Here is a 23,769-nt window from a genome sequence, read left to right on the forward strand (position 1 = left end):
TTGATTTTTTATGTTTTGAAGACATAATATAATAGATAGTTTTTGTATTAAGAATTATTGAAAAATTTAATTATTATGTGTATACTATTTAAGTCAAAAAAAATATGTTATTAAGATATGGGGGGAAATAGTACTATGAAAAAGTTATATACGATTCCGCTAATTCCTTTAAGAGGATTGACTGTTTTTCCTAATGTAGTTGTGCATTTTGATGCGGGAAGAGAAAAATCCACAGCAGCCATTGAACAAGCTATGCTAGATGGACAAGAAGTCTTTCTTGCGGCTCAAAAAGATTCTGTGGTAGAAGAACCTGGTCAAGATGAAATTTATTCTATTGGAACTATATGTAAAATAAAACAAATTCTTAAAATGTCAGATAATACTATTAGAGTTCTCGTGGAAGGAAAAGAAAGAGGCAAAATAGTAGAATATATAGAAGAAGGACAAAATTATTTGAAAGTTTCAGTTGAAGCATTAGAAGAGGAAGTTGAAAAAAGTGAAGAATTAGACGCTTATATAAAGCTTTTGAATAAAGAATTTAATAGATTATTAAAACTAGTTGAAGAAAATTATGGAGATGCTGTTAAATTAGTTGATTCTTCAGAGCAACCAAGTCAATTTATAGATATGGTAGCTTCGTATGCAATTACAGAGGAAAAATTAAAGCAAGAAATTCTAGAAACTATGAATTTAGCAAAAAGATCAGAAAAAGTATTAGAGAGAATAAAAATAGAAATTTCAATTGCTAAAATCCAAAGGAAAATCGCTAATAAGGTTAAAAGCAATGTCGCAAAGGAACAAAAGGAATATTATTTAAGACAACAATTAAATGCAATCCAAGAGGAATTAGGCGAAGATGATGATGATAAGAAGGAAATAATTAAATACGAGGAAAAAATTAAAAAAGCAAAACTTAATAAAGAAGTTAAGGATAAAGTTAATTATGAATTATCAAGATTAAAAGGAATGAATCAAACATCATCGGAAAGTAATGTTGTTAAGACTTATTTAGATTGGGCATTAGATATTCCTTGGGGAAAATATACTAAGGAAAGTATTAATGTTGTAAAGGCAAGAGAAGTTTTAGATAATGAACATTTTGGTCTTGAAGATGTTAAAGATAGAATAATAGAATATTTAGCTGTAAAGCAATTTAGTAAGTCTCAAAAAGGACCGATTCTTTGTTTAGTTGGACCACCAGGGGTTGGAAAAACATCCATTGCTAGATCTATAGCTCATGCCATTAATAGAAAATATACAAGAATATCTTTAGGTGGAATGAAAGATGAGGCAGAAATAAGAGGTCATAGAAAAACATATGTAGGAGCTATTCCAGGTAGAATAGTTTATGCAATGAAGGAAGCAAAATCTATGAACCCACTTATGCTTTTTGATGAAATCGACAAGATTAATTCAAATTATAAAGGAGATCCATCTGATGCTTTGCTAGAAATATTAGATAGTGAGCAAAATAAGGATTTTAGAGATAGCTATTTAGAGGTTCCTATGGATCTATCAAAGGTTATGTTCATAGCTACAGCAAATACGTTAGAAACAGTGCCAAGGCCTCTATTAGATAGAATGGAAGTTATTGAAGTATCAGGATATACTTATGAAGAGAAATTTAATATAGCTAAAAGACATTTAATCCCTAAAATATTTAAAGAATTAGATATACCAGTAAATAAAATAAATATTGAAGATAATTCAATTATGGATGTTATTGAAGGTTATACAAGAGAATCAGGAGTCCGTGGCTTAGAAAGAAAGTTGAATTCTCTTGTGAGAAAAGCTTTAGCAGAAATGTTGAAGGATGGGAAAAAAGAAGTCTCTATTAGTAGTGAAAATGTTGAAAAATTATTAGGAAAAAGAAGTTTTGACATTGATAAAATAGATAAAGTGGACAAAGTGGGCGTTGTTACTGGAATGGCATGGACAGCTTATGGTGGAGATACGCTTCCAATAGAAGCTATGGTAATGACAGGCTCAGGTAAGTTAGAGCTTACAGGAAAACTTGGTGATGTTATGCAGGAATCTGCAAAAACAGCATATAGTTATGTAAGAGCTAATGCACTTAAGTTTGGTATTAATGAAACTTTTTATAAGGAAAAGGATATACACATTCATGCACCTGAAGGAGCAGTTCCAAAAGATGGTCCATCAGCCGGTGTTACAATGGTAACGGCACTTGTATCAGCTTTATCAGGTAAGAAAGTTAAGCATAATGTAGCAATGACTGGAGAAGTAACTTTGACAGGAAGAGTTCTTCCTATTGGAGGTTTGAAAGAAAAATCATTAGCAGCATTTAGAGCTGGTGTAGATACAATAATAATTCCAAAGGAAAATGAGAAAGATATAGAGAAGATACCTAATTCCATAAGAAATAGTTTAAATATTATTTCAGCTAAGGAAGTAAATGAGGTATTGAAAAATGCACTAATTGGAGAGGATGCTAATGAGAATTAAAAAGTCGGATTTTGTTACTTCAGCAGTAAAGAAAAATCAATATCCTATAGATAATCGAGCTGAAATTGCGTTTGTAGGCAGATCTAATGTTGGAAAAAGTTCAATAATAAATGCTTTAACAAACAGAAATAAATTAGCTAAAGTAAGCCAAACACCAGGAAAAACTAGATTAATTAATTTCTTTATAATAAATGATGATTTTTATTTAGTTGATTTACCTGGTTATGGATATGCTAAAGTATCAAAATCAGAAAAAGAGAGTTGGGGAAAGACCATTGAAACCTATTTAACAAGTAGGGAACAATTAAAAAGAGTTGTTTTACTTGTGGATTCAAGGCATAAACCAACAGGCGATGATATTTTAATGTATAAATGGATTAAGCATTTTGGATATGATGTTATAATTGTTGCAACAAAAAGCGATAAACTTTCTAGAAATGAATTGAAAAAAAATGAAAAAATAATAAAGGAAACTTTAGAATTAACCTCAGAAGACAAGTTGTATTTCTTCTCGTCTGTAAGTAAGGATGGAAGAGATCAATTAATAGATAATCTTTTTCTTGAATTCGCTACAGATATAGATTAAAATATCTACTTTTTATAAAAGGTATAAAAATTTTTTCATTAGAATGTATTTTAATATTAAAAGAGTCTACTACAAATATTTTGTAGTAGGCTTTTTTGTGCATATATAGAAAAAATGGAATTTTAGAAATCTGAGAGTTTGATGAAACCTAGGGTTGTCATTCATTATTACTTATTCATTAATTGGCAAAGTCAATTAGTGTGCCGCAGACACTTTGTTCTTGAGAATAAAATCTTGTATAAAAACTAGTGTCAAAAGTTATGTGGGAGAATAATATATAGTATAAAAAAGAAAAAATATTTCCAAGGAGGAATAAATATGGAAATGAATGATATCCTAAATGGTTTAAATTCATGTAGTGATGATTGTTGTGAATCAGCTTCAAACACTTCAGGATGCGGATCAAGTTTTGGTGGCCCAGGATTTGGAGGCTGCGGAGGTTTTCCAGGTGGAGCAGGTTTTGGTAATCCATGCGGTTGTGGTTTTGGAAGCTGGATTTGGATTTTATTAATATTATTCTATTGTGGTTGTGGAAAGAACTTTGGTAGAGTAGGAAGCGGCTATGGATACGGTGGTGGCTGTGGTTGTGGCTGCGAAAAGAAACGTGAATGTTGTTGCGAAGGTGGAAACTACGGTGGATTTTTAAGTAACTGTTCACCATATTTGTTTGTATTAGTAATTTTATTCCTTTGCAATAATAGCTTCAATGGTTGTGGAGTTGGATCAGGAATAAATCCTTGCAATAATAATTTTGGCTGCATTACTGGCTGCTAGAATTCGTAATTTTTAGAAAGGAGAGATAATTATGTCTAAAAAGAAATGCTGCTGTCAAAAGAAACATGATGAATGCTGCTGCCCTAGTAACTCTGGTTTTTTGGGAGGCGGAAATAGCTGTACACCAATAATATTCTTATTAATTGCATGTGGTTCTGGATTATTAAATTGTAATAAATCCTATTTAATTATTTTACTATTTTTATTATGTGGCGGATGTAGTTTCTTAGGTGGAAATCACGAAGGATCTAGCTGCTGTTAATTTATAAGATAGTGGATAGAGGGCTTTTAGGCCCTCTAAAAAAATGCCTAAAAACATAAACATTTTTTTAGTAATATACATATATTAGTAAGAGGTAATTATAATGAAAGGGTTTTAATATGGCTAAGCATAAACATAGAGATCAAGATTCAACAAGAAATGATACAAATGCTAGTGCCAACACTAACAATAGCACAAGAAGCAGTATACCTTTTGGTATAGATCCAATGCAATTGATGGGATTATTAGGTGGCAATTTTGATATGAATAATATGGGTAATATGCTAGCTTCAATGAATACAAATGGATTTAATTTGGGAAATTTGAACTCGATAGCACAAATGATGGGGTTGAATTTGGACAATAATCTTTTTCAAAATAGTATGACCAATCAAAATGTTGATAATAATAAGATTTATCCTAATATGAGTCAAAATCCTAAGAAATATTCTAATAACACAAATTCAAAGAGTGCTGAAAATTCATATGTAGATAGAAGTAGTAAAAAAAGTGAAAACAGTGGCAGTAGCAAAAGTATCAAAGAAAATGATCCGAATTTGGAGTTTTTAATGGCTTTAAAGAATTATGTTCATCCAGATAGAGCACGGCTAATAAATAAAATAATTGAAGCATATAAAACTGGAGAATTTGATGAAAGTTAAAATTAATCCAAAATTACTGAATATTAAATTAGAAAGTGTCAATAATATCAATGTAATAGATAGTGGTTCTATTATAGACTTGATGAAACATTCATTTCATTAAGTATCCCCTCATCCCCCTTAGGCCGCATAGTGCGGCCTTATATATTTTATTTGGCTTTTTGTATAGCACTAATTTTATAAGAAGCAGCATCTTTTTGTAAGTCTATAACAAAGATGAATTCTGATTTATCATTTCTATTTCCTTTTAAGTTACTCTTTTCAAAAGATAATCTCCATCTTATTGAATAAGGCTCTCCAGATTGGGTCCATTTATAATCATAGAAAAAAGCATTTTGAAAAGAATAGGAATAATTATCTTTATCTAACCCCCAAAGTAAAGATAAGTTTTCTTTATCAATTCCTGTGGTGAATATGTCAGGGAGATCATCAACAATATATGGTAGTTCTATTAAATTTATAAAGTTTGTGATAGATTCTAATGAAGGAACATTAGAATTATTATTACTAGTGTTAAGAGTCTTATTATTAATAAGCATAAAGGTATTTAATGAAGAAAGTCCTCCGGAAGAAGACAGAGAATAGCATTGAGGAGTTTTTTGGTTTTTACAATCTAGTATTCCAAAAATATTATTATTACTATAATATACTAAAGTGAAGTTTTTTCCATTCCAATGAAATACATAACATGCTGATTTATCATTTTTACTGCCTTGAAGAATAATTTCAGGAATATTGTCTCTAGAAATGTCATGAATAAAAACTTTAGGTTCCCAATGAGTATTATTATTAAAAAGTGTTTTATCTTGAACTTGATTTGATAGATAATAACTATTATTAGAGGATGTAATATTTAAGTCAATTTTGTTTTGGGCATTTACTATTTGTAAAGAATCTTTTTTTCCGTCACCAGTAAGGTCTATTTGTGATGTTTGAGAAGGATTTAAAGGAGATATAGTTTGAGTTGCTTTATAATTATATGGGTTAAAATGAATAATAATTGTTGTTAGAGTAATTATTACTGCTATATACAATAATAAACTTATTAAATTTCTTTTATTTATTATTAAGATTTTCATTATGTATCACCTCGTTAAATTATATGATTATTTTGGGATACATATTAATCATAATGAAGAGATTAACTAAAAAAAGACTGTAACTATAAATTTGTATTTATAGCTGCAGCCCGGAACTAAGATTTATTGACAATTAGTACAATAACCATAAAAATAAACCTTATTACTAACAATTCTATAATCTGTATGAGTTTCTGCCAAAGAATTAAGATTATCTAGAGTTAAATCTTTGAAATCATCAACTTTGCCACAACCTAAACATTGTAAATGTGGATGTGGAGCTGAATTGCCATCATATCTAAAGTTTCCTTCTCCAACATTTATTTCTTGAATTAATCCAACTTCGACTAATGTTTTTAATGCTTTATATACAGTAGCTAAACTCATAGTCGGGTATTGAACGTGAATGTCTGTATAAATAACATCAGCAGAAGGATGTGAAGTAGTATTAAGTAAATAGTTATATACTGCAAGTCGCTGAGGAGTTAATTTTAGCTTTTTTTCTTTAAAAATTGAAGCTATATAGTCCATATTGTACACCTCGCTTTCAACTGTTTTATTAAAAATTATAACATGTAAATATCTATATAGTCAATTATATGGAGTAAAATTATTTATTGATAATAATTATTAATACAAAAAAGTTTTATAAAAGAATAAAAAGAGGTTGTATAGGAAGGAAAAGTCTGCTAAAATAAAGGTATAAAGAATGTTAATAAATTAACATACTTTTAAAGAATTATATTATTACTTTCGTGAAGCCACAGACTAGATACTAATTTTTATTACAGACTTTAGAATATATAGCCTATGATAAAAATCAATACAAGAAACAATAAGGAGGCGTATTTTTGTGGGAAAATATAAGGTTGGAGATGAGTTAATAATTGTAAATGATCCAGGTAAGGATAATGAAAAGTTGAGAGAATTAACAACTTTAAGTGTTGATGGAGATTTTGCACAAATATCTTGGGGGATACAAATATTAAATGTAGAGTATGATAAGCCAAATGTAACTTTGACTTATAAAAATGCTAATGGTGAAAAGAATAAAGTTTTTGCAGTATGCAAGGATGTTGAAAACTTTGTTCAAGAGAAAGTATTAGAAAAAGCATTACTTAGAGCTTTCCAAAACGAAATTATAAATATTTCTGTTTGTAAGAATAAATAATAATTAAAATTGATAAGAGTAACTTTGGTTTGAAGTTACTCTTTTTTTTAATTAATGTTAATGAAATTATAGGGAAAATGTTTACTTTTTATCATTCATGTAATATAATTGATTTGTAATAATAGAAAATTGAGAGAATTATGAAAAAAAGGGTGGGGTATTATGAGTAAATGTCCATTTTGGTCAAATTCTAGGGAAAAAGTTGAATGCTATAGTGAGTGCCCGATATTTGGAAGCGAGCTAACACAAGGAGAGGGAAGTGAGAAATGTGTTTTTCATGATTGTTCTGATGTAAGCGATATAAGCTTTAAGGAAAGCATGAAAGAAGAATATAATTTCTTGAATGTTTCAATGTATGATAGTGAAAAATATCTAAATATGAATTTTTAGATAGAAAGAGCGAGATAAAAATTATTTTATCTCGCTTTAATTATATAGAATTATCATAAAAATAGTGTCATAAATATTCAAAATTATTAATGTTTAGATGTACAAAGTAATACTATACTTCATATGAATTTGTATATTTATGAAGCAGAGAATGTTTTAATGACCACAAATTTTGAGATAAATCGACATAATAAGTATGAGGATTTTCAAATCTAAGTACTTCAGGCCACAATTTTTCTGTTTCAATTTTTGAAAACTCTTTTATTTCTAAAACAGATGGAGATTTATATACACATTCACCTTTTTTAAATATTTCAACTTGAAGTTCTTTAGTGTAGAAATTTTTGATTTTTTTCCTCTTCCAAGTGTGGATAGGATCAAATATCACTAAAGGTTCATTTTCATTAATTATTTCATCTCTTAAGGTAATTAAATCAGCTAATGCTTTATGAGAGGTTTTATCGAAAATTCTAATTATCTTTTTAAAACCTGGATTAGTTATTTTTTCATCATTTTCACTAATCTTAATTTTGGGAATTATCTCATCTTCGTTGTCTAAAGCAACTAGCTTATAGACTCCACCAAAAACAGGTTCGGATTTTGCAGTTATAAGTCTTTCTCCAACTCCAAAGGAATTTATACATGCACCTTGATCTAGTACATCTTTTATGATGTGTTCATCCAAAGAATTTGAAATAACTATATTACAATCTTCATAGCCAGCATCATCCAGCATTTTTCGGCATTTTTTTGTTAGATAAGTTATATCACCAGAATCAATTCTAATACCACGAGGACGCTTACCAAGAGGCTTTAAAATCTCATCAAACACTTTAATTGCATTTGGAACACCTGATTTTATAACATTATAGGTATCAATAAGTAAGACACAATCATCAGGATAAATTTCAGCCCAAGCCTTAAAAGCTTCATATTCGGTATCGTACAATTGAACCCAGCTATGAGCCATAGTTCCTACAGCAGGAATGTTAAACATTCTATCAGATAAAGTACAAGCAGTTGAACTACATCCACCAATAATAGCAGCTCTTGCACCATAAATTGCACCATCGTATCCTTGAGCTCTTCTTGAACCAAATTCCATTACAGGACGTCCTTCAGCAGCTCTGCATATTCTATTAGCCTTTGTAGCAATTAATGTTTGATGATTTATAGTTAAAAGAATCATAGTTTCAAGAAATTGAGCTTGTATTACAGGGCCACGAACAGTTACTAAAGGTTCATTTGGAAATACTGGATTTCCTTCTGGAACTGCCCAAACATCACAAGTAAATTTGAAGTCTTTTAAATATTCAAGAAATTCGGCAGAGAAAATATTTTTTTCTCTTAAATAAGTGATGTCATCATCTGTAAATTTTAAGGTGCTTAAATAATCTATTAATTGATCAACACCAGCCATTATACAATATCCACCTTCATCAGGAATTCTTCTAAAAAACATGTCAAAATAAGCTATTTTGTCTTTAAGTCCTTTAGCAAAATAACCATTTCCCATAGTTAATTCATAAAAATCAACTAACATTGTTAGATTTCTTTCATCTCTTACGTTGAAATTAGATTTATTATTCATAAATAATCTCCTTTATAAAAACCATTAAATAATTTCAGTTTAGTTATGTACATATTTTTTCTTTAGAATTAAAATACATAAAACTATTGTACATCTAGAAGACATTGATTACAATATAGTTGCTGTAAACTTATAGATATCAAACGCAAGAATTTGACTTATGCAACAATTACCGAAATCAGATCCATTTATCTTCCACAGGACTAGTGAAATTTTCGCTGGAAGGTTGCACCCATTTCTGCATGTTCCTAAAGTAAATTTATGACAAGCAGAAAATGAAACAACCTTCCACTAATAACCATCATCAGCTCAATTTCACATGCCTGCTTCCAGAAAAATGTATCTGATTTCTAGTGTAGTGTTACGATTATAATTTCTCAATGATGTATGTATATTCCATTTATAAGTTTGAGTATTAATTTGGATATATATAGGTTTGTAACATGAATAATAGATTTTAGATGGAACTTAGAAATTCAAATGAATTTTTACATCTATGAAATTAATCTAATAATTATGGGTAAAATTTAAGATAAATAATAATAAAGAAAAGAAAGAGGGATTTTTGTAGTGGGGGTTAACCTTGATAAGTACCAGATGAGTGCAGTAAAGGCAGAGGAAAGAAATGCATTGATAGTAGCAGCACCAGGCTCTGGAAAAACAACAGTTATTATAAATAAAGTTGACCATTTGGTTGAAAATAAAAAAGTTCCTAATGGAAATATAATAGTAATTACTTTTACAAAAGCGGCAGCACAAAATATGAAAAATAGGTATGAAGCTGCTTTTAATAAAAATAGATCTCCTTTCTTTGGAACGTTTCATGGCCTTTTTTATAAAATTCTTTTAAGAAGTGGAAAAAATATTGAAATAATAGATGGATCAATTGTTCACAAAATAGTTAGCAACGTTTTAATGAAATATTTTGATGAAATTAATGAAGATAAAGTAAAGGAAGCTGTAAATAATATTTCTTTATTTAAAACTTCAAGAGTGCCTTTGAGTGAATTTAAATCTTCTCTTGCAAAAGAAATTTTTATTGAAGCTTTAGAAAAATATGAAGACTATAAGAAAGAAAATAACAAACGAGACTTTGATGATTTAGCAATTGAAGTTTTGGAGATGCTTCAAAGAGATGAAAATATGCTTGAAAGTTATAGAAAATTATTTAGGTATGTATTAGTTGATGAATTTCAAGATTGTGATGAAATGCAGGTTGATTTCTTAAAGCTAATAAATGATGGAAAAGAAAATTCACTTTTTGCAGTTGGAGATGAGGATCAATGCATTTATTCATTTAGAGGCTCAAAGCCAGAATATATGGTTAGCTTCGATAAAATATTTAAAAATGGTAAGAAATATTACTTATCAGTTAATTATAGAAGTAAAATGAATATAGTTGATAAATCAAAAGAAATAATAAGATTTAATAAGGAAAGAAATAATAAAGAAATACATTGGAATAGAGAAGCTGAAGGCATTATTAAATGGTTTAATCCATATAATGAAAAAATGCAAGGAGAAAGTCTGGCTGATATTATTGAAAAGAATAGAAGTTTGGGTACTCCTTATGAAGATAATGCAATATTATATAGAACTAATATAGAATCTATGACGATTATAGAGGTATTAGCAAAAAGAAAAATTCCATTTACTTTGCTAGATAGGGAATACAATTTCTTTGAAAATTTTATATGCAAAGATTTAATTGCATATTTAAAATTATCCATTAATCAATTTGATTTAGAAAGTTTTATACAAATAATAAATAAGCCTTTTAGATATATAAGTAAAGGAAATATTGCATATATAAAAAATTATGCTAAGGAAGAAAATCCTTTTGATATATTGATTAGTAAAGAAGATATTCCTCCATTTCAAAAGAAAAAGTTTGATGATTTAAGAAAAGAAATAAATTATTTAAATAAAATATCATTATCAGCAGCAATTTCCTGTATAATTACAGACCTAGGATATATGGAGCATTTAAAAGGATATGCTAAAAAGCTTAATCAAAGTATAGAGGATTTGGAAGATATAATAGAGGAATTTAAGGTGGCTGCAGAAGGCAGCAAAACTATATTTGAATTTTTGTCACATATTGAAGAAGTCAAGCAGTCAATAGAAGAAAGCAAGAAGAAAACTAAAAGAGAAGGGGTTATATTGAGTACAATCCACGGGGTCAAGGGAATGGAGTTTAAAAACGTCTATGTTATTAACTGTGTTGAAGAAACAATACCTCATGCTAATAGTATAAAAGATAATATTGAAGAGGAAAGAAGACTTTTCTACGTTGGAGTAACAAGAGCTATAGATAATCTTTATTTATTTTCACCAAGAAATAGAAAAGGACAGTTTAAAGAGGTTTCACGATTTATAATTGAAGGAAAGTTAAATGATTTGCCAGTTGATACCTTTGGATATGAAGTTGGAAACAAGGTTGCGCATAGAACCTATGGAGTGGCTGAAATAGCAGAACTTGATGAAAAGGACAACGATAAGATTAAACTGAAGTTTGGTGATGGGACATTTAGGAGTTTTTCTTTGAAGGTGTTGGTGGATAATAATTTGATTGAGAGGGCTGAGTGATAGATAAAGGATAAAACTCACTTTGTCTTAGATATATTTCTTAAATGAAAGTGTGCTAATTAAATTACTAAAAATTTAAAAGGGAAATTTATATGAAGAAAATTCAATTGCCTAAACCAACAAGTCAATGTGAAGAGGAACCATATGTCCAAATGAATAATAGTATGGTAATAATTAGATATTCGTATGAAGATGAGCGATTAAGCAGTGTGATTTCAATAAAATTTAAAATAATCTATAGTTTTACCTATACTGAATGCGAGTATATGGATACTAGTGATTATACTTTTGGATTAGTTGAAATTGATAATTCAAGAATCAAAAGTGATTTGTTGACAGTTTGGGATTTGAAAAATAGACCTATTGATGAAGCTTTTGGTGGAGAAGTAGAGAAGATAAAACATTATAGATTATATTTTGATGATTATGGTATGTATGACATCATATGCAAAAATATTCAAATTGGAGAAGAAGTCAAATAAAGATTATTTGATAAATGCTAATTTTACATATTTAATTGAAATATGCACTGATGTATAATTATGGTATATAAATTTTAGGGGGAAAATAGATGAAAAAACCAAAATTAAAAAATGTAATTATAAGTTCATTAATAGTAACTTCAGTGTTTGCTTTAAATCCAATAGGCGTTTCAGCAGAATGGAAATCTGATAGTAATGGCTGGTGGAATACAGAAGGAAATTCTTGGTCTGTTGGCTGGAGAAATATAAATGGTAAGTTGTATTATTTTAATGCTAATGGATATATGGCCCATGATACTACAATAGATGGACATTATTTAGATTCTAATGGAGCTAGTACAACATCAAATACTCAAAATCAAACAGAGTACTCTGAGCCAGCAACAGGAGATATGACAGGGTGGCAGAAACTCAGGGGGCATAAATATGAAAGTGTAGCAGAAATTTATTTTAAACTGGAAAATGGAATTCAAAGTGTTCAAGTAAAGGATATAAGAAATGTTGATGAAAATAAAGTTGTTGAATGGGTAGACGATAATGGCGTAAAGAGACATAACACTGTTGGAGAAATATATCAATTGTTTAAGTATTCTAATACATATACAACAGATTGGTTTAGCAATAAATTTGGAAATTTATATGGCGAGTGGCTGTTAACGGGTTCATTGGATGCAGATAACGTGGTAGCAGATTATTTACAAAAGACAGGACAAATTAAAAATAGATCTTATGTAACACTTACTCCAACTACAGTAATTGAAACTGAAGAGAGGAAAGAAAAAAATATTAGTACTGAAGAAATAATAAATAATATTGAAAAATATATGGATAAGGAATATAAAAAAGAAAAAAATAAAACTGCTGATGACAACAATTCCAGTGATGAATGAGTAATTAATGTAGTTAAAAATTAATTTTCTATGAAAGTTGTATAAGCTATTCAGTAAAGATTACTTAATATAATTCGAAAAATACAATATAAACATATTAAGTAAGAAGGTGGAAGGGTGAATATAAGAAGTGGTAGTACTGTAAGTGTATATAAAAAAATGCATGAATACATTATTGAAGAAAAGAAAAAAAACGCTCAATTAAATACTACTCTTAATTCAAAAGATAAAAACAAAAAGAACTCTAATAATGATAGTTTTATCAAAAATATTATTGATCAGAAAGCTCAAATGAATGATATATTAGATAAGGTAAATCAAGAGAACTTTAAGAGAAGAGTACAATTAGAAGATGAAAAAAATGAAGCTATAAAAAATGTAAAAGATGTATGTAAAGCTAATAAAGCATTATTTTCAAAGGATAAAGGATATTCAAAAGAACTAGATGCTATATTATCTGGTAATGTAGATGAAGTCATAGATTCAATGGATTTCGCTGATGTTTCTAAACATATTGGGAATTTAGAATATGGTGTTGCAAAAGGCACAAGTGAAGAGATAATAAAAAAATATCAAGAGGCTTTAAAGAAATATTATGAAGAAGGTGCAGATAAAAAAGAAACTTTTGCTCAATATATGGGAGATAGTAAAGGCTTAAATATTGATGAAGTTATGTCAAGTAAGTCAACAAGTGATCAGGTTAAAGGTCATTTAGCTGCATTGGAATGCTTAAAAGCTTCGTATAAAGGGTTATATGATACTATAGATAGAATAAAGGCATTTAAAGAAGAAAGTGCTAGGAGAGTCAAAGAATTAAAAGAAAATATGGAAAAAAATATTCAAGCTCTTGGGAAATTTGAGAAGATATAGAGTAAAGTATGCTATATTAGTGAAAATATAAGAGTCTTGAAGCTTTTAAAGGCAAGATTATTTTAGTATAACCTTGCCTTTTTTTATTGAAATTATTGTTGAATTTATTATAAAGATATTCATTTCTTCTCTACATCACCTATCTCTAAGTACTATCGCTTGTACATAATTATAATTTATGACTGATAATTCTAATCTATATTACGTTAAAACTGTTTAAATAGTATATAAAATCATTAAGTAATTATTAGATAATTACTTAATGGATTTGTTTATTGCTTTTTTAAGATATATAGAACTAATAAAACATTGTATGAATATGCCTAATAATATATAATTTATAGTGTATTTATCAATAATTAAGAAATATAAATAAGATAAATAAAGGTTGTGTTTATATGGAATTAAAAAGGTTTAATCAAAAAGATATAATTTTTGCCCTAGATATAGGTACGAGATCTATTATAGGAACAGTTGGAATAATTAAAGATAAAAAATTTCAAGTAGTATGTGAGAAATACTTGGAACATGAAGAAAGAGCCATGGTAGATGGACAAATTCACGATATAACTTTAGTAGCATCTGTTGTTCAAAAAGTTAAAAGTTATTTAGAAGAAGAACTTCAAATACAATTAAATGAAGTATCAATTGCTGCGGCAGGAAGATTCCTTAGGACAATTGATGTTAAGACTGAACTTGAGCTTAATGAAGATGAAGAAGTCAATAAAGAAATTGTAAGAGGCCTTGAATTAAGTGCGGTTAAGAAAGCAGAAGAAGAAATTTCTGCTGTAACTGAAGGAAAACTATATTGTGTTGGATATTCAGTAAAAAACTATTATTTAAATGGATTTTTAATATCTAATCTAATTGGTCATAAGGGAGAAAATATTGGAGCTGAAGCAATAGCTACATTTTTACCAAGATCTGTAATAGATTCTCTTTATGCGGTTATGAATAGAGTTAATTTGAAGGTTGTAAATTTAACTTTGGAACCAATTGCTGCAATGGAAGCAGCTATACCAAAGAATTTAAGACTTTTAAATATTGCTTTAGTAGATATTGGAGCAGGTACTTCCGATATAGCAATAAGTTCAAAAGAAAGTATTTCAGCTTATGGAATGGTGCCAATGGCAGGAGATGAAGTTACAGAAACAATTGTGCAGGAATATCTAGTTGATTTTAATACTGCAGAAAATATTAAAAGATCTATAGTAAATGAAAAAGAAGTTACATACATTGATGTTTTAGGAATGGAAAATACAGTTTTATCAGAAAATGTGTTTAAGCTTATTAATTCTATTGTTACTAAAACAGCAGATGAAATATCTAAGAAAACTTTAGAATTAAATGGGGGGAAAGCTCCTAGTGCAGTATTTTTAGTTGGTGGTGGAGCACACACACCAGGCATTTTAGAAGCAATATCTGAAAAATTAAATTTACCACCTCAAAGAATTGCTATTAAGGATAGACAAGCAGTAATTGAATGTATTTCTGATAATAAACTAGGATCAGCTGGAGTAACTGTATTAGGAATTGCTTTAACGGCATTAAGGAGTATGGGAAATGACTTTATTGACGTTATTTTAAATAATGATGTAATTAGTTTGTTTAATTCCCATAAGCATACAATCATGGATGTTTTACTTCAAGCAGGAATAAATCCTTCATTATTAATAAGTAAAAATGGTAAAAGTGCTAGATTCAATTATAATGGCTGCAAGAGAATTGTCTTTGGTGAATATGGTACCAATGCTAAAATTACAATTAATGGAGAAGAGGCAACTTTAGAAACAGAAGTTAAAGCTAATGACAATATAAACTTAGAATATGCTCAAAATGGTAGAGATGCGGCACCTAAATTATCTGAACATATTAGAAATATTAATTCAATAGCTATTAATTTAGGAGATGAAATAATAAACATTGATCCTATAATTCTTGTTAACGAAAAGCCAGAAACTATAAATTATATAATAAAAAACAATGATGATATAAGAGTGTTTTTGCCAACTAAGGTAAGCGAATTTAAAAAATATGTTTTAAAAGAAAAAGTGAATTTAATAAAAGATGATATGCCTTTAGAGGATGATTATGAATTAATCGAAGGTGATTATATTATTAAAGAAGTTGTAGAAGTTGATGAAATTGAAACTGTTCAAGAAAACATAGTAAATGATGATAAAGAGTTTGACGGCTTTGAGGAGGAGGCAACTATTGAACTTGATAAAGAAGTAATAGATAGTTCATCTAAAAAAGAACCTGCAATAATTAATGATGGATTTCATAGTATAACAGTAACTATCAATGGAGAAAATAAAATATTAATGGGAAAATCAGAATATGTTATTGTTGATATTTTTGACTATATAGATTTTAATTTGACTATAGCTCAAGGGATAATTAATTTAACTTTGAATGGGGAGAAAGCTGCATATACCGCTAAGTTAAAAGAAGGCGATGTTGTAGAAGTATTTTGGAGTAAAAACTAGGAGAATAATTGTCAGTAGATAATTATAAATGGGCAATATTAACAATGATCAATTAAGAAATATGGAGGAAGCAATAAGTGATAGATTTTAAAAATGAAGCAGACGCTATAAAAGAGGAATTAATTAAAATAAGAAGAGATTTGCATGAGCATCCAGAGCTTGGCTTTGAAGAAGTGAGAACTTCTAAGGTGATCAAGGCTTTCTTGGAGGCAAATGGAATACAATATATTGAAGTGGCTAAAACAGGTGTATGTGGAATTATAAAAGGAACTAAAGAAGGCAATAATAAAACGGTAGCTTTAAGAGGAGATATTGATGCTCTTCCTATTAAAGATGCGAAAACCTGTGAATTTAAATCTAAAATAGATGGGAAAATGCATGCCTGTGGACATGATGCACATACGACAATTCTTATGGGGGCTGCAAAGTTATTAAATGATCATAAGGATGAATTTTCTGGGAATGTAAAGTTATTATTTGAACCGGCTGAAGAAACAACGGGGGGAGCTACTCCTATGATAAATGAAGGAGTTTTAGAAAATCCAAAGGTTGATTGCGTTCTTGGACTTCATGTAGATGAAGAAACTGAATGTGGAACTATTAAAATAAAAAAAGGTGTTGTAAATGCAGCTTCAAATCCATTCAACATTAAGATTACAGGACAAGGAGGACATGGGGCCTCACCTCATACTACTGTTGATCCAATTGTGATTGCAAGTCATATTGTAGTAGCACTTCAAACAATAGTTAGCAGAGAAATAGCTCCTGTAAATCCTATTGTTATAACAGTTGGAACTTTACAGGCTGGAACAGCTCAGAATATTATTCCAGGGGAAGCAACCTTAAGTGGAATGATTAGAACTATGACTAAAGAAGATAGAGCCTTTGCAGTAAAAAGATTAAATGAAGTAGTAAATGGAATTGCTCAAATGTCTAGAGCAAAGGCAGAAATAAAAGTAGATGAAAGTTATCCGTGTCTTTATAATGCTGATGAATTTGTAGATTTAATTTGTGATAGTGCAACAGAAATTATAGGGAGAGAAAATGTTATAGAGCAAAGAGCTCCTAAAATGGGGGTTGAAAGTTTTGCTTACTTTGCTAATGAAAGGCCAAGTGCATTTTATTTCTTAGGTTCAGGAAATAAAGAAAAAGGAACTACTGAACCTGCTCATAGCAATTTGTTTAACATTGATGAAGATTGCCTTACCATAGGGGTTTCTATTCAAGCGTTAGCAGCTTATAATTATTTAGCTAAATAAGCAAAGAGAAATTAGGATAATAGACATAGCAATGTTCAGTGGTCAAGGATCAGTGTTCAATTGTCAGTCAATCATTGACCTGGGACAGTTGAATATTGATAATTGACCATTTATGCCTTATTAGAGTGTTCGGAAATATTAGAATTGACAAGGTGTGATTAAAAAGGTAAAATTCACAAGGATGATTAAATGAAAAATGTCAATTGAAAACTATAAAATTGAAATTGTTAACCATAAAACTGAAAAGCAACAACTGCAAACATAGAAACAATAACTAGTAAACTGACCAACTGCAACAGAAACTCTAAATTGTAGATTGTGATCTATAAACTGCAACTGTAAATTGTGAAATACAACTGTGAATTGTAGACTGAACAACTACAACTGTTAACTGTAAATTGTAAACTGTAAACTGTAAACTGAACAAAAGGTGGGATTATATTTGAAAATAGAAATAGGTCCAAATGAGGCGGGCCAGAGATTAGATAAATTTTTAAGAAAATTATTAAAGGATGTACCATTAAGTGCTATCTTTAAGGCTTTAAGAAAAAAAGATATCAGAGTAAATGGTAAAAAGCAAAATGAAAAATATTTCCTAGAAGAAGGAGATATCGTTGAAATTAAATACATACAAAGCAATAAAGAAGACAAATCTGAAAAATTCATAAAAGTTGATCCTAAAAGAATTAAAATTGTATATGAAGATGAAAATGTGTTAATAATTGAGAAGTGGCCTGATGTATTAGTGCATTCAGATAATAAGGAGAGTCAGGAACCTAATCTTACAGATTATGTACTTTCATACTTAAATGAAAAAGGTGATTATATACCAGAGAATGAATTGACCTTTACACCAGCAGCATGTAATAGGCTTGATAGAAATACAGCTGGAATGGTTGTCTTTGGGAAATCCTTTGAAGGATTAAAATGTATTAACGAAGCTATAAGAGAAGATGAAGTTAAAAAATATTATTACACTCTAGCAAAAGGAAAAATAAGAGATGGACTTCATGAAGCTTATATCTTAAAAAATCCTGAAACTAATATTTCAAAGATATATGAAACAGAAGTTCCGGGATCTAAAAAAATTGCAATGAAAATAACTACAGTAGAAACTAATGGTGCTTATTCCCTTATAGATATTAATTTAATTACAGGAAGAAGTCATCAAATTAGGGCTCATTTAGCTCATTTAGGAAACCCTATTATTGGAGATAATAAATATGGAGATAAGAAACTAAATTCATTTTTTGAAAATAAATATGGTTTAAATTATCAATATTTATATGCATACAAATTAAATTTCAGACAAATTAATGGTAAGCTTGAATATTTAAGAAATAAGACTATTGCAGTTGCATTACCTCCAATACTTAAAAAAATAAAGCAAGATGTATTTAAATTTTCACTTTAACAGGAGGTAATTATGGAAGAGAAGTCGACCAGCAGTAGTAAAGGCTTTTTAATTCTTTCAGTTGCTGGGCTTTTAACGAAAGTAATATCAGTATTTTACATACCTCTTCTTCAAAGAATAATAGGGCTTAACGGCTATGGAATATATCAAAACTGTTATGAAGTATTTTTATTTGCTTATGCAGTTACAAATTTAGGTACTCAGCCAGCTATAGCAAAAGTAGTGGCAGAACTTACGGCATTAGGAAAACCTAATGATGCTGTGAGGGCTCTTAAAATATCGCGGACTATTTTAGCAGTAGTAGGAGCAGTTATAACAATATTTTTGATGTTATTTGCATTTAATATTGGAGATGCTATTGGAAATCCAGATGCATCCTATGGAATATTAATGCTAGCTCCAAGTATATTTGTTACAACGCTTTTATCATCTTATAGAGGATATTTTCAAGGTAGACATAGTATGACTGCTATAGCCGTATCTCAAGTATTAGAGCAAGTTATCAATATTGCTGTAAGCTTAGCATGTGCATATTTCTTAGTTAAAATAAGTATTAAATATGGTAGTGCTGGAGGTACAATTGGTACTTCGGTTGGAGCAGCAGTAGCCTGTGTTTACATGGTTTATATTTATAGCCGAAATAATTATGAAGAAGAATCTATTGAAGAACAAAAAGATAACAAAAGAGTAAGGACAAGGCATATAATTAAAAAATTAATTAGATATGGGTTGCCAATTACATTGACTTCAGGTCTTCAAAATTTCGGAAGCTTAGTTGATATGGTTAATGTAAATAGTAGACTGGCGTTTGCAGGCTTTAGTATGGAACAAGCTCAAATGCTTTATGGTGTACTAGGTAGGTATAAAACTTTGTTATCAGTTCCGCTTATAGTTGTAACAGCGCTTGGAACAACTGTTTTGCCAACTATAGCAGCAGCTATGGCCTTAAGGGATAAGAAAGAAATAAGGAGAAAGTCTTCTTTTGCCTTTAGATTAACTTTTATAATAACAATACCAGCAGCTGTAGGGCTTTCTGCTATGGCAAAGGAAGTTTTTGAATTACTATATGGAACAGAACAAGGATTTAATTTAATGGTAATAGGTTCAGTAGTACTAGTGCTTATGGCTGTTGTACAAATACAAACCGTTATACTTCAAAGTATGAACAAGCTTTATTTTGTCCTTGGTACTTTTTGTATAGGTATAATTGCTAAAATAGCTGCAAACTATATCTTAGTTGGAATACATGATATAAATATTCTAGGAGTAGTTGCAGGTAACTTTTTGTGGTTTGTAATACCAATGATTTTAAATCAAAGAGCTTTAAAGAAAGCTCTTAGGGTGAAAATTCCACTATTTAGAAATATGCTTCAACCACTTTTTGCGTCAGCAATAATGGCATTAGTTATATATATACTTAAAACACCAACAAATATATTAATTACAATTACAAATGGAAATATGGCATTGAAATTAATATCAACAATAATTATTATTTCTGTTTCAGGGTTTGCTTATTTATACATAATGATATTATTTGGAGGAATTAGAAAGAGTGATGTAGATGCTATTTCTGTAAGGATTTATAACTATCTTCCTAGATTCCTAAGGAAAAAACTTAAATAATTATAAGTGATCAACTTAAATAATGCTCAATTATCAATGTGTACATATGTATTGATAATTGAGCATTTATTATTGATAATTAATTATTAAACCTAGGATTATTGTTTAGATAGTTCTAGGTTTTATTCATTTTCTCCGAAAGTTCCAAGGTAAACAAATATTGAGAAAACAAGGCCCATGATAATGAAATTATTTATAATTAAGGAGTGAGTATATATATGTTTTGAAAAAATATTTATAATTAAAAAAGTTAAAAAACCAAGCATTAAATATATTATAATATTAGATTTGTTTAAATTAAGATTAATATGTTTCTTAACCTCATGAAGATTAAGGATGAATCCAATAGTGCAGGCTATTAGCATGGTTATACTATATCCAAAAATATTAATTGAAGGAATACCTGTAAAGATAAATAAGCATATCAATTCAATTATAGCTTCAATTAAGGAGTTTCTTAGAATAATACCTTGTCTATTTAGTCCATTCAAAATTCCAAACATAGTTATTGCAGGAAAAAATATTGGTGAAGTTAGGGAAGCAAATCTTATATATTGTCCCAAATCAGATCTGCTATAAAACATTTCTCCCAAGGAATTTGGGATTACATTACAAATTATCGAAGTTGCTATTCCAAGTAAAAAAGCAACTTTTAACACTTTTTTAATTCTAATGGAAGCTTCATATTGTTTACCTAATACCAAGGATTGAGAAAGATCTGGGATTAGTAAGGTATTAATTGTAGTAACAATAATTAATGGTATCATAATTACGCTAAGAGCCATTCCAGTATATTTTCCAATCATAGATAAAGCTGTAGGATAATTAAAACCAGCAGCAAGTAACCGTCTAGGAACAATTAAGGTAGATAAAGTTCCTAAAATATTAGTTAAAAAGCCATTTAGACATAAAGGAAGTGCTATCACTATGACATCAAAAAGAAGCTGAACTCTACTTTCTGTTCGTTCTTTTGATAAAGGCATTTTTTTGATTGAATATTTATAATAAATATATAAAAAAAATAAACTTTGAAATTCGCCTATACATAGTGCAACTGTAGCAAGTGTAACCATGCTTTCAAGGGTTTGAGCTTTGGTTAAGAAAATAAGAAGGCTTACAGTTAAAATTCTCATAGCTTTTTCAAAAATATCAATTATAGCTGGAACTGTAATTTTTGAAGTTCCATAAAAGTAACCCTTTAGAATATTAGAAATTGCTATACATACCATAGCAGGACAAATTACTTTTATTGCACTTATAGTTCTAACGTCATTAACTCCATATTTGCCTATGACTGGGGCTGATAAAAAAACAATAATACCAATTAAGAAAGCCCAAGATATATTAAACAATGAAACAATTCTAATGGTCTTGACTATGTTTTGATGTTCACCCTTTTGATTGTAAACAGCAGTTATTTTAGAAATTGATGCAACGATACCAGCAGTCATAAGACATATAAATAAATTGTAAATAGGCATAACAAGATTATACAAACCCATTCCCTCAGCACCTAAAACTTTAGAAAGGTATATAGAAAAAATAAAGCCAAGGATCCCAGTGGTTATATTTGAGGCTATAAGTAAAAAAGAATTTTTTAAAAAATTGTCATTAGGCAAAATTATTTCACTCCTTTAAGCTTGGCACAATGCAAAAAATATGTAATACTTATAGATATCAAAGCGAGAATTAGACTTATGCAACAATTACCGAAATCAGATACATTTATCTTCCACAGGACTAGTGAAATTTTCGCTGGAAGATTCTAAATGGCGGCTTGTCGTCATTTCAGCGTGTTCCAGATGTAAAATCTGGACAAGCTTTAAATGAAACAAGCCGTAGAGGAAACTCGATTCACGCCAAATCAGTTTTTTAAAGGAGGTTAACTCATGAATGAGTTAACTAAGTTCAAGAAACCAAATCATAGATTTGGACTTTCACTTATCTGCTTAACAACCATCATCAGCTCAATTTCACATGCCTGCTTCCAGAAAAATGTATCTAATTTCTAGTGTAGTGTTACGATTGTGCATGTATGTTCCATTTATAAGTTTGATTATTAATTTGGATATCTATAATTGAAGTTTTAGATGTGCCCTACAATAAAACATATTCCAAATAATCACAAATTATGAATTAAGAATTTAATGTTAATGCTAATAGTTCATAAGATGTGTTTACAAAGTTTATTAAGGAAGATACAATTATATTAGAAAGACTATTAACGCAATTATTAGGGGGAGATAATATGAATAAAATTTCAAATATAGAAATGATAAACTTTTTCTACAATGCAATGCCAGTAATAGAACAGCTTTTTGATGAGGATGTTTCAATGGGAATAACTGATACGGAAAAATATGTTGCAACGAGATATTGTAAGGAATTGGAATTGAGTGCAAAAGAAGGTGACAAGATTCCAGCAGGAGGAGCTATAGCAGAGGTAATAAGAACTGGAAACGCTGCTATAAAGGTTGTGCCTGAAAGTGTATATGGGGTTGTAATGAAGTCATATGCAATTCCAATAAAAGAAGATAATAAAATTGTTGGTGTTTTTGCAGTGGCAAAAAGTTTAGCAAAGAAAAATGAGGTTACCACTATTACAAAAAATTTAACAGAATCCCTTTCGCAAATTTCAGCAGGCATTAATGAAATTTCAACAGGAGTACAAGATTTAGCTGGAATGAATGAAAAATTGTTGGGGGAAACAAAGGTTGCTAATGAAAAAGCACAAAATACTGATGAAATAGTAAATTTTATTCAAAGTATTTCGTCTCAAACTAATCTTTTGGGCTTAAATGCTTCAATTGAAGCTGCTAGAGCTGGAGATGCAGGAAAAGGCTTTAGTGTTGTTGCGCAAGAAATTAGAAAATTATCAAATTCCTCAAATGAATCAATTAAAAAAATTGACGATGTAATAAAGCATATTTCATTGGCAATAGGAAGTATTAATAATAATTTGAGTAAATCAAATGATGTTTCTCAAAATCAATCTGCTGCTTTAGAAGAAATTGCTGCATCAATTTCAGAGCTGAATGTTACAGCAAAGAAATTAGAAGAATTAGCTGATAGGCTATAATTATACATAAATAGGTAAAGATATCCAAAGCGAGAATTAGACATATGCGGAACTTACCGAAATTAAACACATATTTATTACAGCGGACTA

20 protein-coding genes are annotated in these 23,769 nt (G+C 29.4%); 16 read left to right on the forward strand and 4 right to left on the reverse strand.

The features are described from left to right. Positions 1–135 precede the first annotated feature (135 nt). From lon to CSPA_RS07595, 5 genes are all read left to right on the forward strand, one after another. On the forward strand, positions 136–2,466 hold the full coding sequence (gene lon / locus CSPA_RS07575; protein WP_015391640.1) for an endopeptidase La: 2,331 nt from the start codon (positions 136–138) through the stop codon (positions 2,464–2,466). After that, positions 2,456–3,052 (forward strand): ribosome biogenesis GTP-binding protein YihA/YsxC, encoded by a 597-nt coding sequence (gene yihA / locus CSPA_RS07580; RefSeq protein WP_015391641.1) that lies wholly within the window; start codon positions 2,456–2,458, stop codon positions 3,050–3,052. Before lon ends, yihA begins: the two co-directional genes overlap by 11 nt. A gap of 318 nt (positions 3,053–3,370) precedes the next feature. Beyond that, positions 3,371–3,826, forward strand: coding sequence for a hypothetical protein (locus CSPA_RS07585; protein ID WP_015391642.1), 456 nt, complete (start codon positions 3,371–3,373; stop codon positions 3,824–3,826). 31 nt (positions 3,827–3,857) lie between these two features. Continuing rightward, positions 3,858–4,088, forward strand: coding sequence for a hypothetical protein (locus tag CSPA_RS07590; protein ID WP_015391643.1), 231 nt, complete (start codon positions 3,858–3,860; stop codon positions 4,086–4,088). A gap of 119 nt (positions 4,089–4,207) precedes the next feature. Then, positions 4,208–4,750 carry a hypothetical protein gene (locus CSPA_RS07595; protein ID WP_015391644.1) on the forward strand — a complete coding sequence of 181 codons (543 nt, stop codon included), beginning with the start codon at positions 4,208–4,210 and terminating at the stop codon, positions 4,748–4,750. Between the two features lie 149 nt (positions 4,751–4,899). Here the strand turns inward: CSPA_RS07595 and CSPA_RS07600 are convergent, their stop codons facing one another. Beyond that, complete coding sequence (locus CSPA_RS07600) at positions 4,900–5,829, reverse strand: hypothetical protein (protein ID WP_015391646.1); 930 nt, start codon at positions 5,827–5,829, stop codon at positions 4,900–4,902. A gap of 123 nt (positions 5,830–5,952) precedes the next feature. Beyond that, positions 5,953–6,360 (reverse strand): transcriptional regulator PerR, encoded by a 408-nt coding sequence (perR, locus tag CSPA_RS07605; RefSeq protein WP_015391647.1) that lies wholly within the window; start codon positions 6,358–6,360, stop codon positions 5,953–5,955. A gap of 322 nt (positions 6,361–6,682) precedes the next feature. On the opposite strand from perR, the gene CSPA_RS07610 reads away from it, so the two are divergent. Both CSPA_RS07610 and CSPA_RS07615 read left to right on the forward strand, forming a co-directional pair. Beyond that, complete coding sequence (locus tag CSPA_RS07610) at positions 6,683–7,000, forward strand: hypothetical protein (RefSeq protein ID WP_015391648.1); 318 nt, start codon at positions 6,683–6,685, stop codon at positions 6,998–7,000. Positions 7,001–7,162: 162 nt separating this feature from the next. Further along, on the forward strand, positions 7,163–7,390 hold the full coding sequence (locus tag CSPA_RS07615; RefSeq protein WP_015391649.1) for a hypothetical protein: 228 nt from the start codon (positions 7,163–7,165) through the stop codon (positions 7,388–7,390). Positions 7,391–7,502: 112 nt separating this feature from the next. Here the strand turns inward: CSPA_RS07615 and CSPA_RS07620 are convergent, their stop codons facing one another. Beyond that, complete coding sequence (locus tag CSPA_RS07620; RefSeq protein WP_015391650.1) at positions 7,503–8,981, reverse strand: nicotinate phosphoribosyltransferase; 1,479 nt, start codon at positions 8,979–8,981, stop codon at positions 7,503–7,505. A 570-nt stretch (positions 8,982–9,551) separates the two neighbouring features. Between CSPA_RS07620 and CSPA_RS07625 the strand changes: the two genes are divergently transcribed. From CSPA_RS07625 to CSPA_RS07660, 8 genes are all read left to right on the forward strand, one after another. Next, the gene (locus CSPA_RS07625) at positions 9,552–11,570 is read left to right on the forward strand and encodes an ATP-dependent helicase (RefSeq protein ID WP_015391651.1); all 2,019 of its coding nucleotides are present in this window, start codon (positions 9,552–9,554) and stop codon (positions 11,568–11,570) included. 92 nt (positions 11,571–11,662) lie between these two features. Further along, positions 11,663–12,052: a hypothetical protein gene (locus CSPA_RS07630; RefSeq protein WP_015391652.1), complete on the forward strand. Its 390-nt coding sequence runs from the start codon at positions 11,663–11,665 to the stop codon at positions 12,050–12,052. Positions 12,053–12,141: 89 nt separating this feature from the next. Beyond that, the gene (locus tag CSPA_RS07635; RefSeq protein ID WP_015391653.1) at positions 12,142–12,942 is read left to right on the forward strand and encodes a hypothetical protein; all 801 of its coding nucleotides are present in this window, start codon (positions 12,142–12,144) and stop codon (positions 12,940–12,942) included. 117 nt (positions 12,943–13,059) lie between these two features. Further along, positions 13,060–13,812: a hypothetical protein gene (locus CSPA_RS07640; protein WP_015391654.1), complete on the forward strand. Its 753-nt coding sequence runs from the start codon at positions 13,060–13,062 to the stop codon at positions 13,810–13,812. Positions 13,813–14,210: 398 nt separating this feature from the next. Further along, on the forward strand, positions 14,211–16,301 hold the full coding sequence (locus tag CSPA_RS07645) for a cell division protein FtsA (protein WP_015391655.1): 2,091 nt from the start codon (positions 14,211–14,213) through the stop codon (positions 16,299–16,301). Positions 16,302–16,378: 77 nt separating this feature from the next. Then, on the forward strand, positions 16,379–17,560 hold the full coding sequence (locus tag CSPA_RS07650; protein ID WP_015391656.1) for a M20 metallopeptidase family protein: 1,182 nt from the start codon (positions 16,379–16,381) through the stop codon (positions 17,558–17,560). A gap of 442 nt (positions 17,561–18,002) precedes the next feature. After that, positions 18,003–18,974: a pseudouridine synthase gene (locus tag CSPA_RS07655; RefSeq protein WP_015391657.1), complete on the forward strand. Its 972-nt coding sequence runs from the start codon at positions 18,003–18,005 to the stop codon at positions 18,972–18,974. Between the two features lie 12 nt (positions 18,975–18,986). Further along, positions 18,987–20,600, forward strand: coding sequence for a putative polysaccharide biosynthesis protein (locus tag CSPA_RS07660; RefSeq protein ID WP_015391658.1), 1,614 nt, complete (start codon positions 18,987–18,989; stop codon positions 20,598–20,600). A 122-nt stretch (positions 20,601–20,722) separates the two neighbouring features. Here CSPA_RS07660 and spoVB read toward each other — a convergent pair whose 3' ends face one another. Then, positions 20,723–22,219, reverse strand: coding sequence for a stage V sporulation protein B (spoVB, locus tag CSPA_RS07665; RefSeq protein WP_015391659.1), 1,497 nt, complete (start codon positions 22,217–22,219; stop codon positions 20,723–20,725). A 629-nt stretch (positions 22,220–22,848) separates the two neighbouring features. On the opposite strand from spoVB, the gene CSPA_RS07670 reads away from it, so the two are divergent. Then, a complete protein-coding gene (locus CSPA_RS07670; protein WP_017810772.1) occupies positions 22,849–23,679 on the forward strand; it encodes a methyl-accepting chemotaxis protein in 831 nt (276 codons plus the stop codon). The last annotated feature ends 90 nt before the right edge of the window (positions 23,680–23,769 follow it).

This window comes from Clostridium saccharoperbutylacetonicum N1-4(HMT), from assembly GCF_000340885.1.
GTDB lineage: Bacteria > Bacillota > Clostridia > Clostridiales > Clostridiaceae > Clostridium > Clostridium saccharoperbutylacetonicum.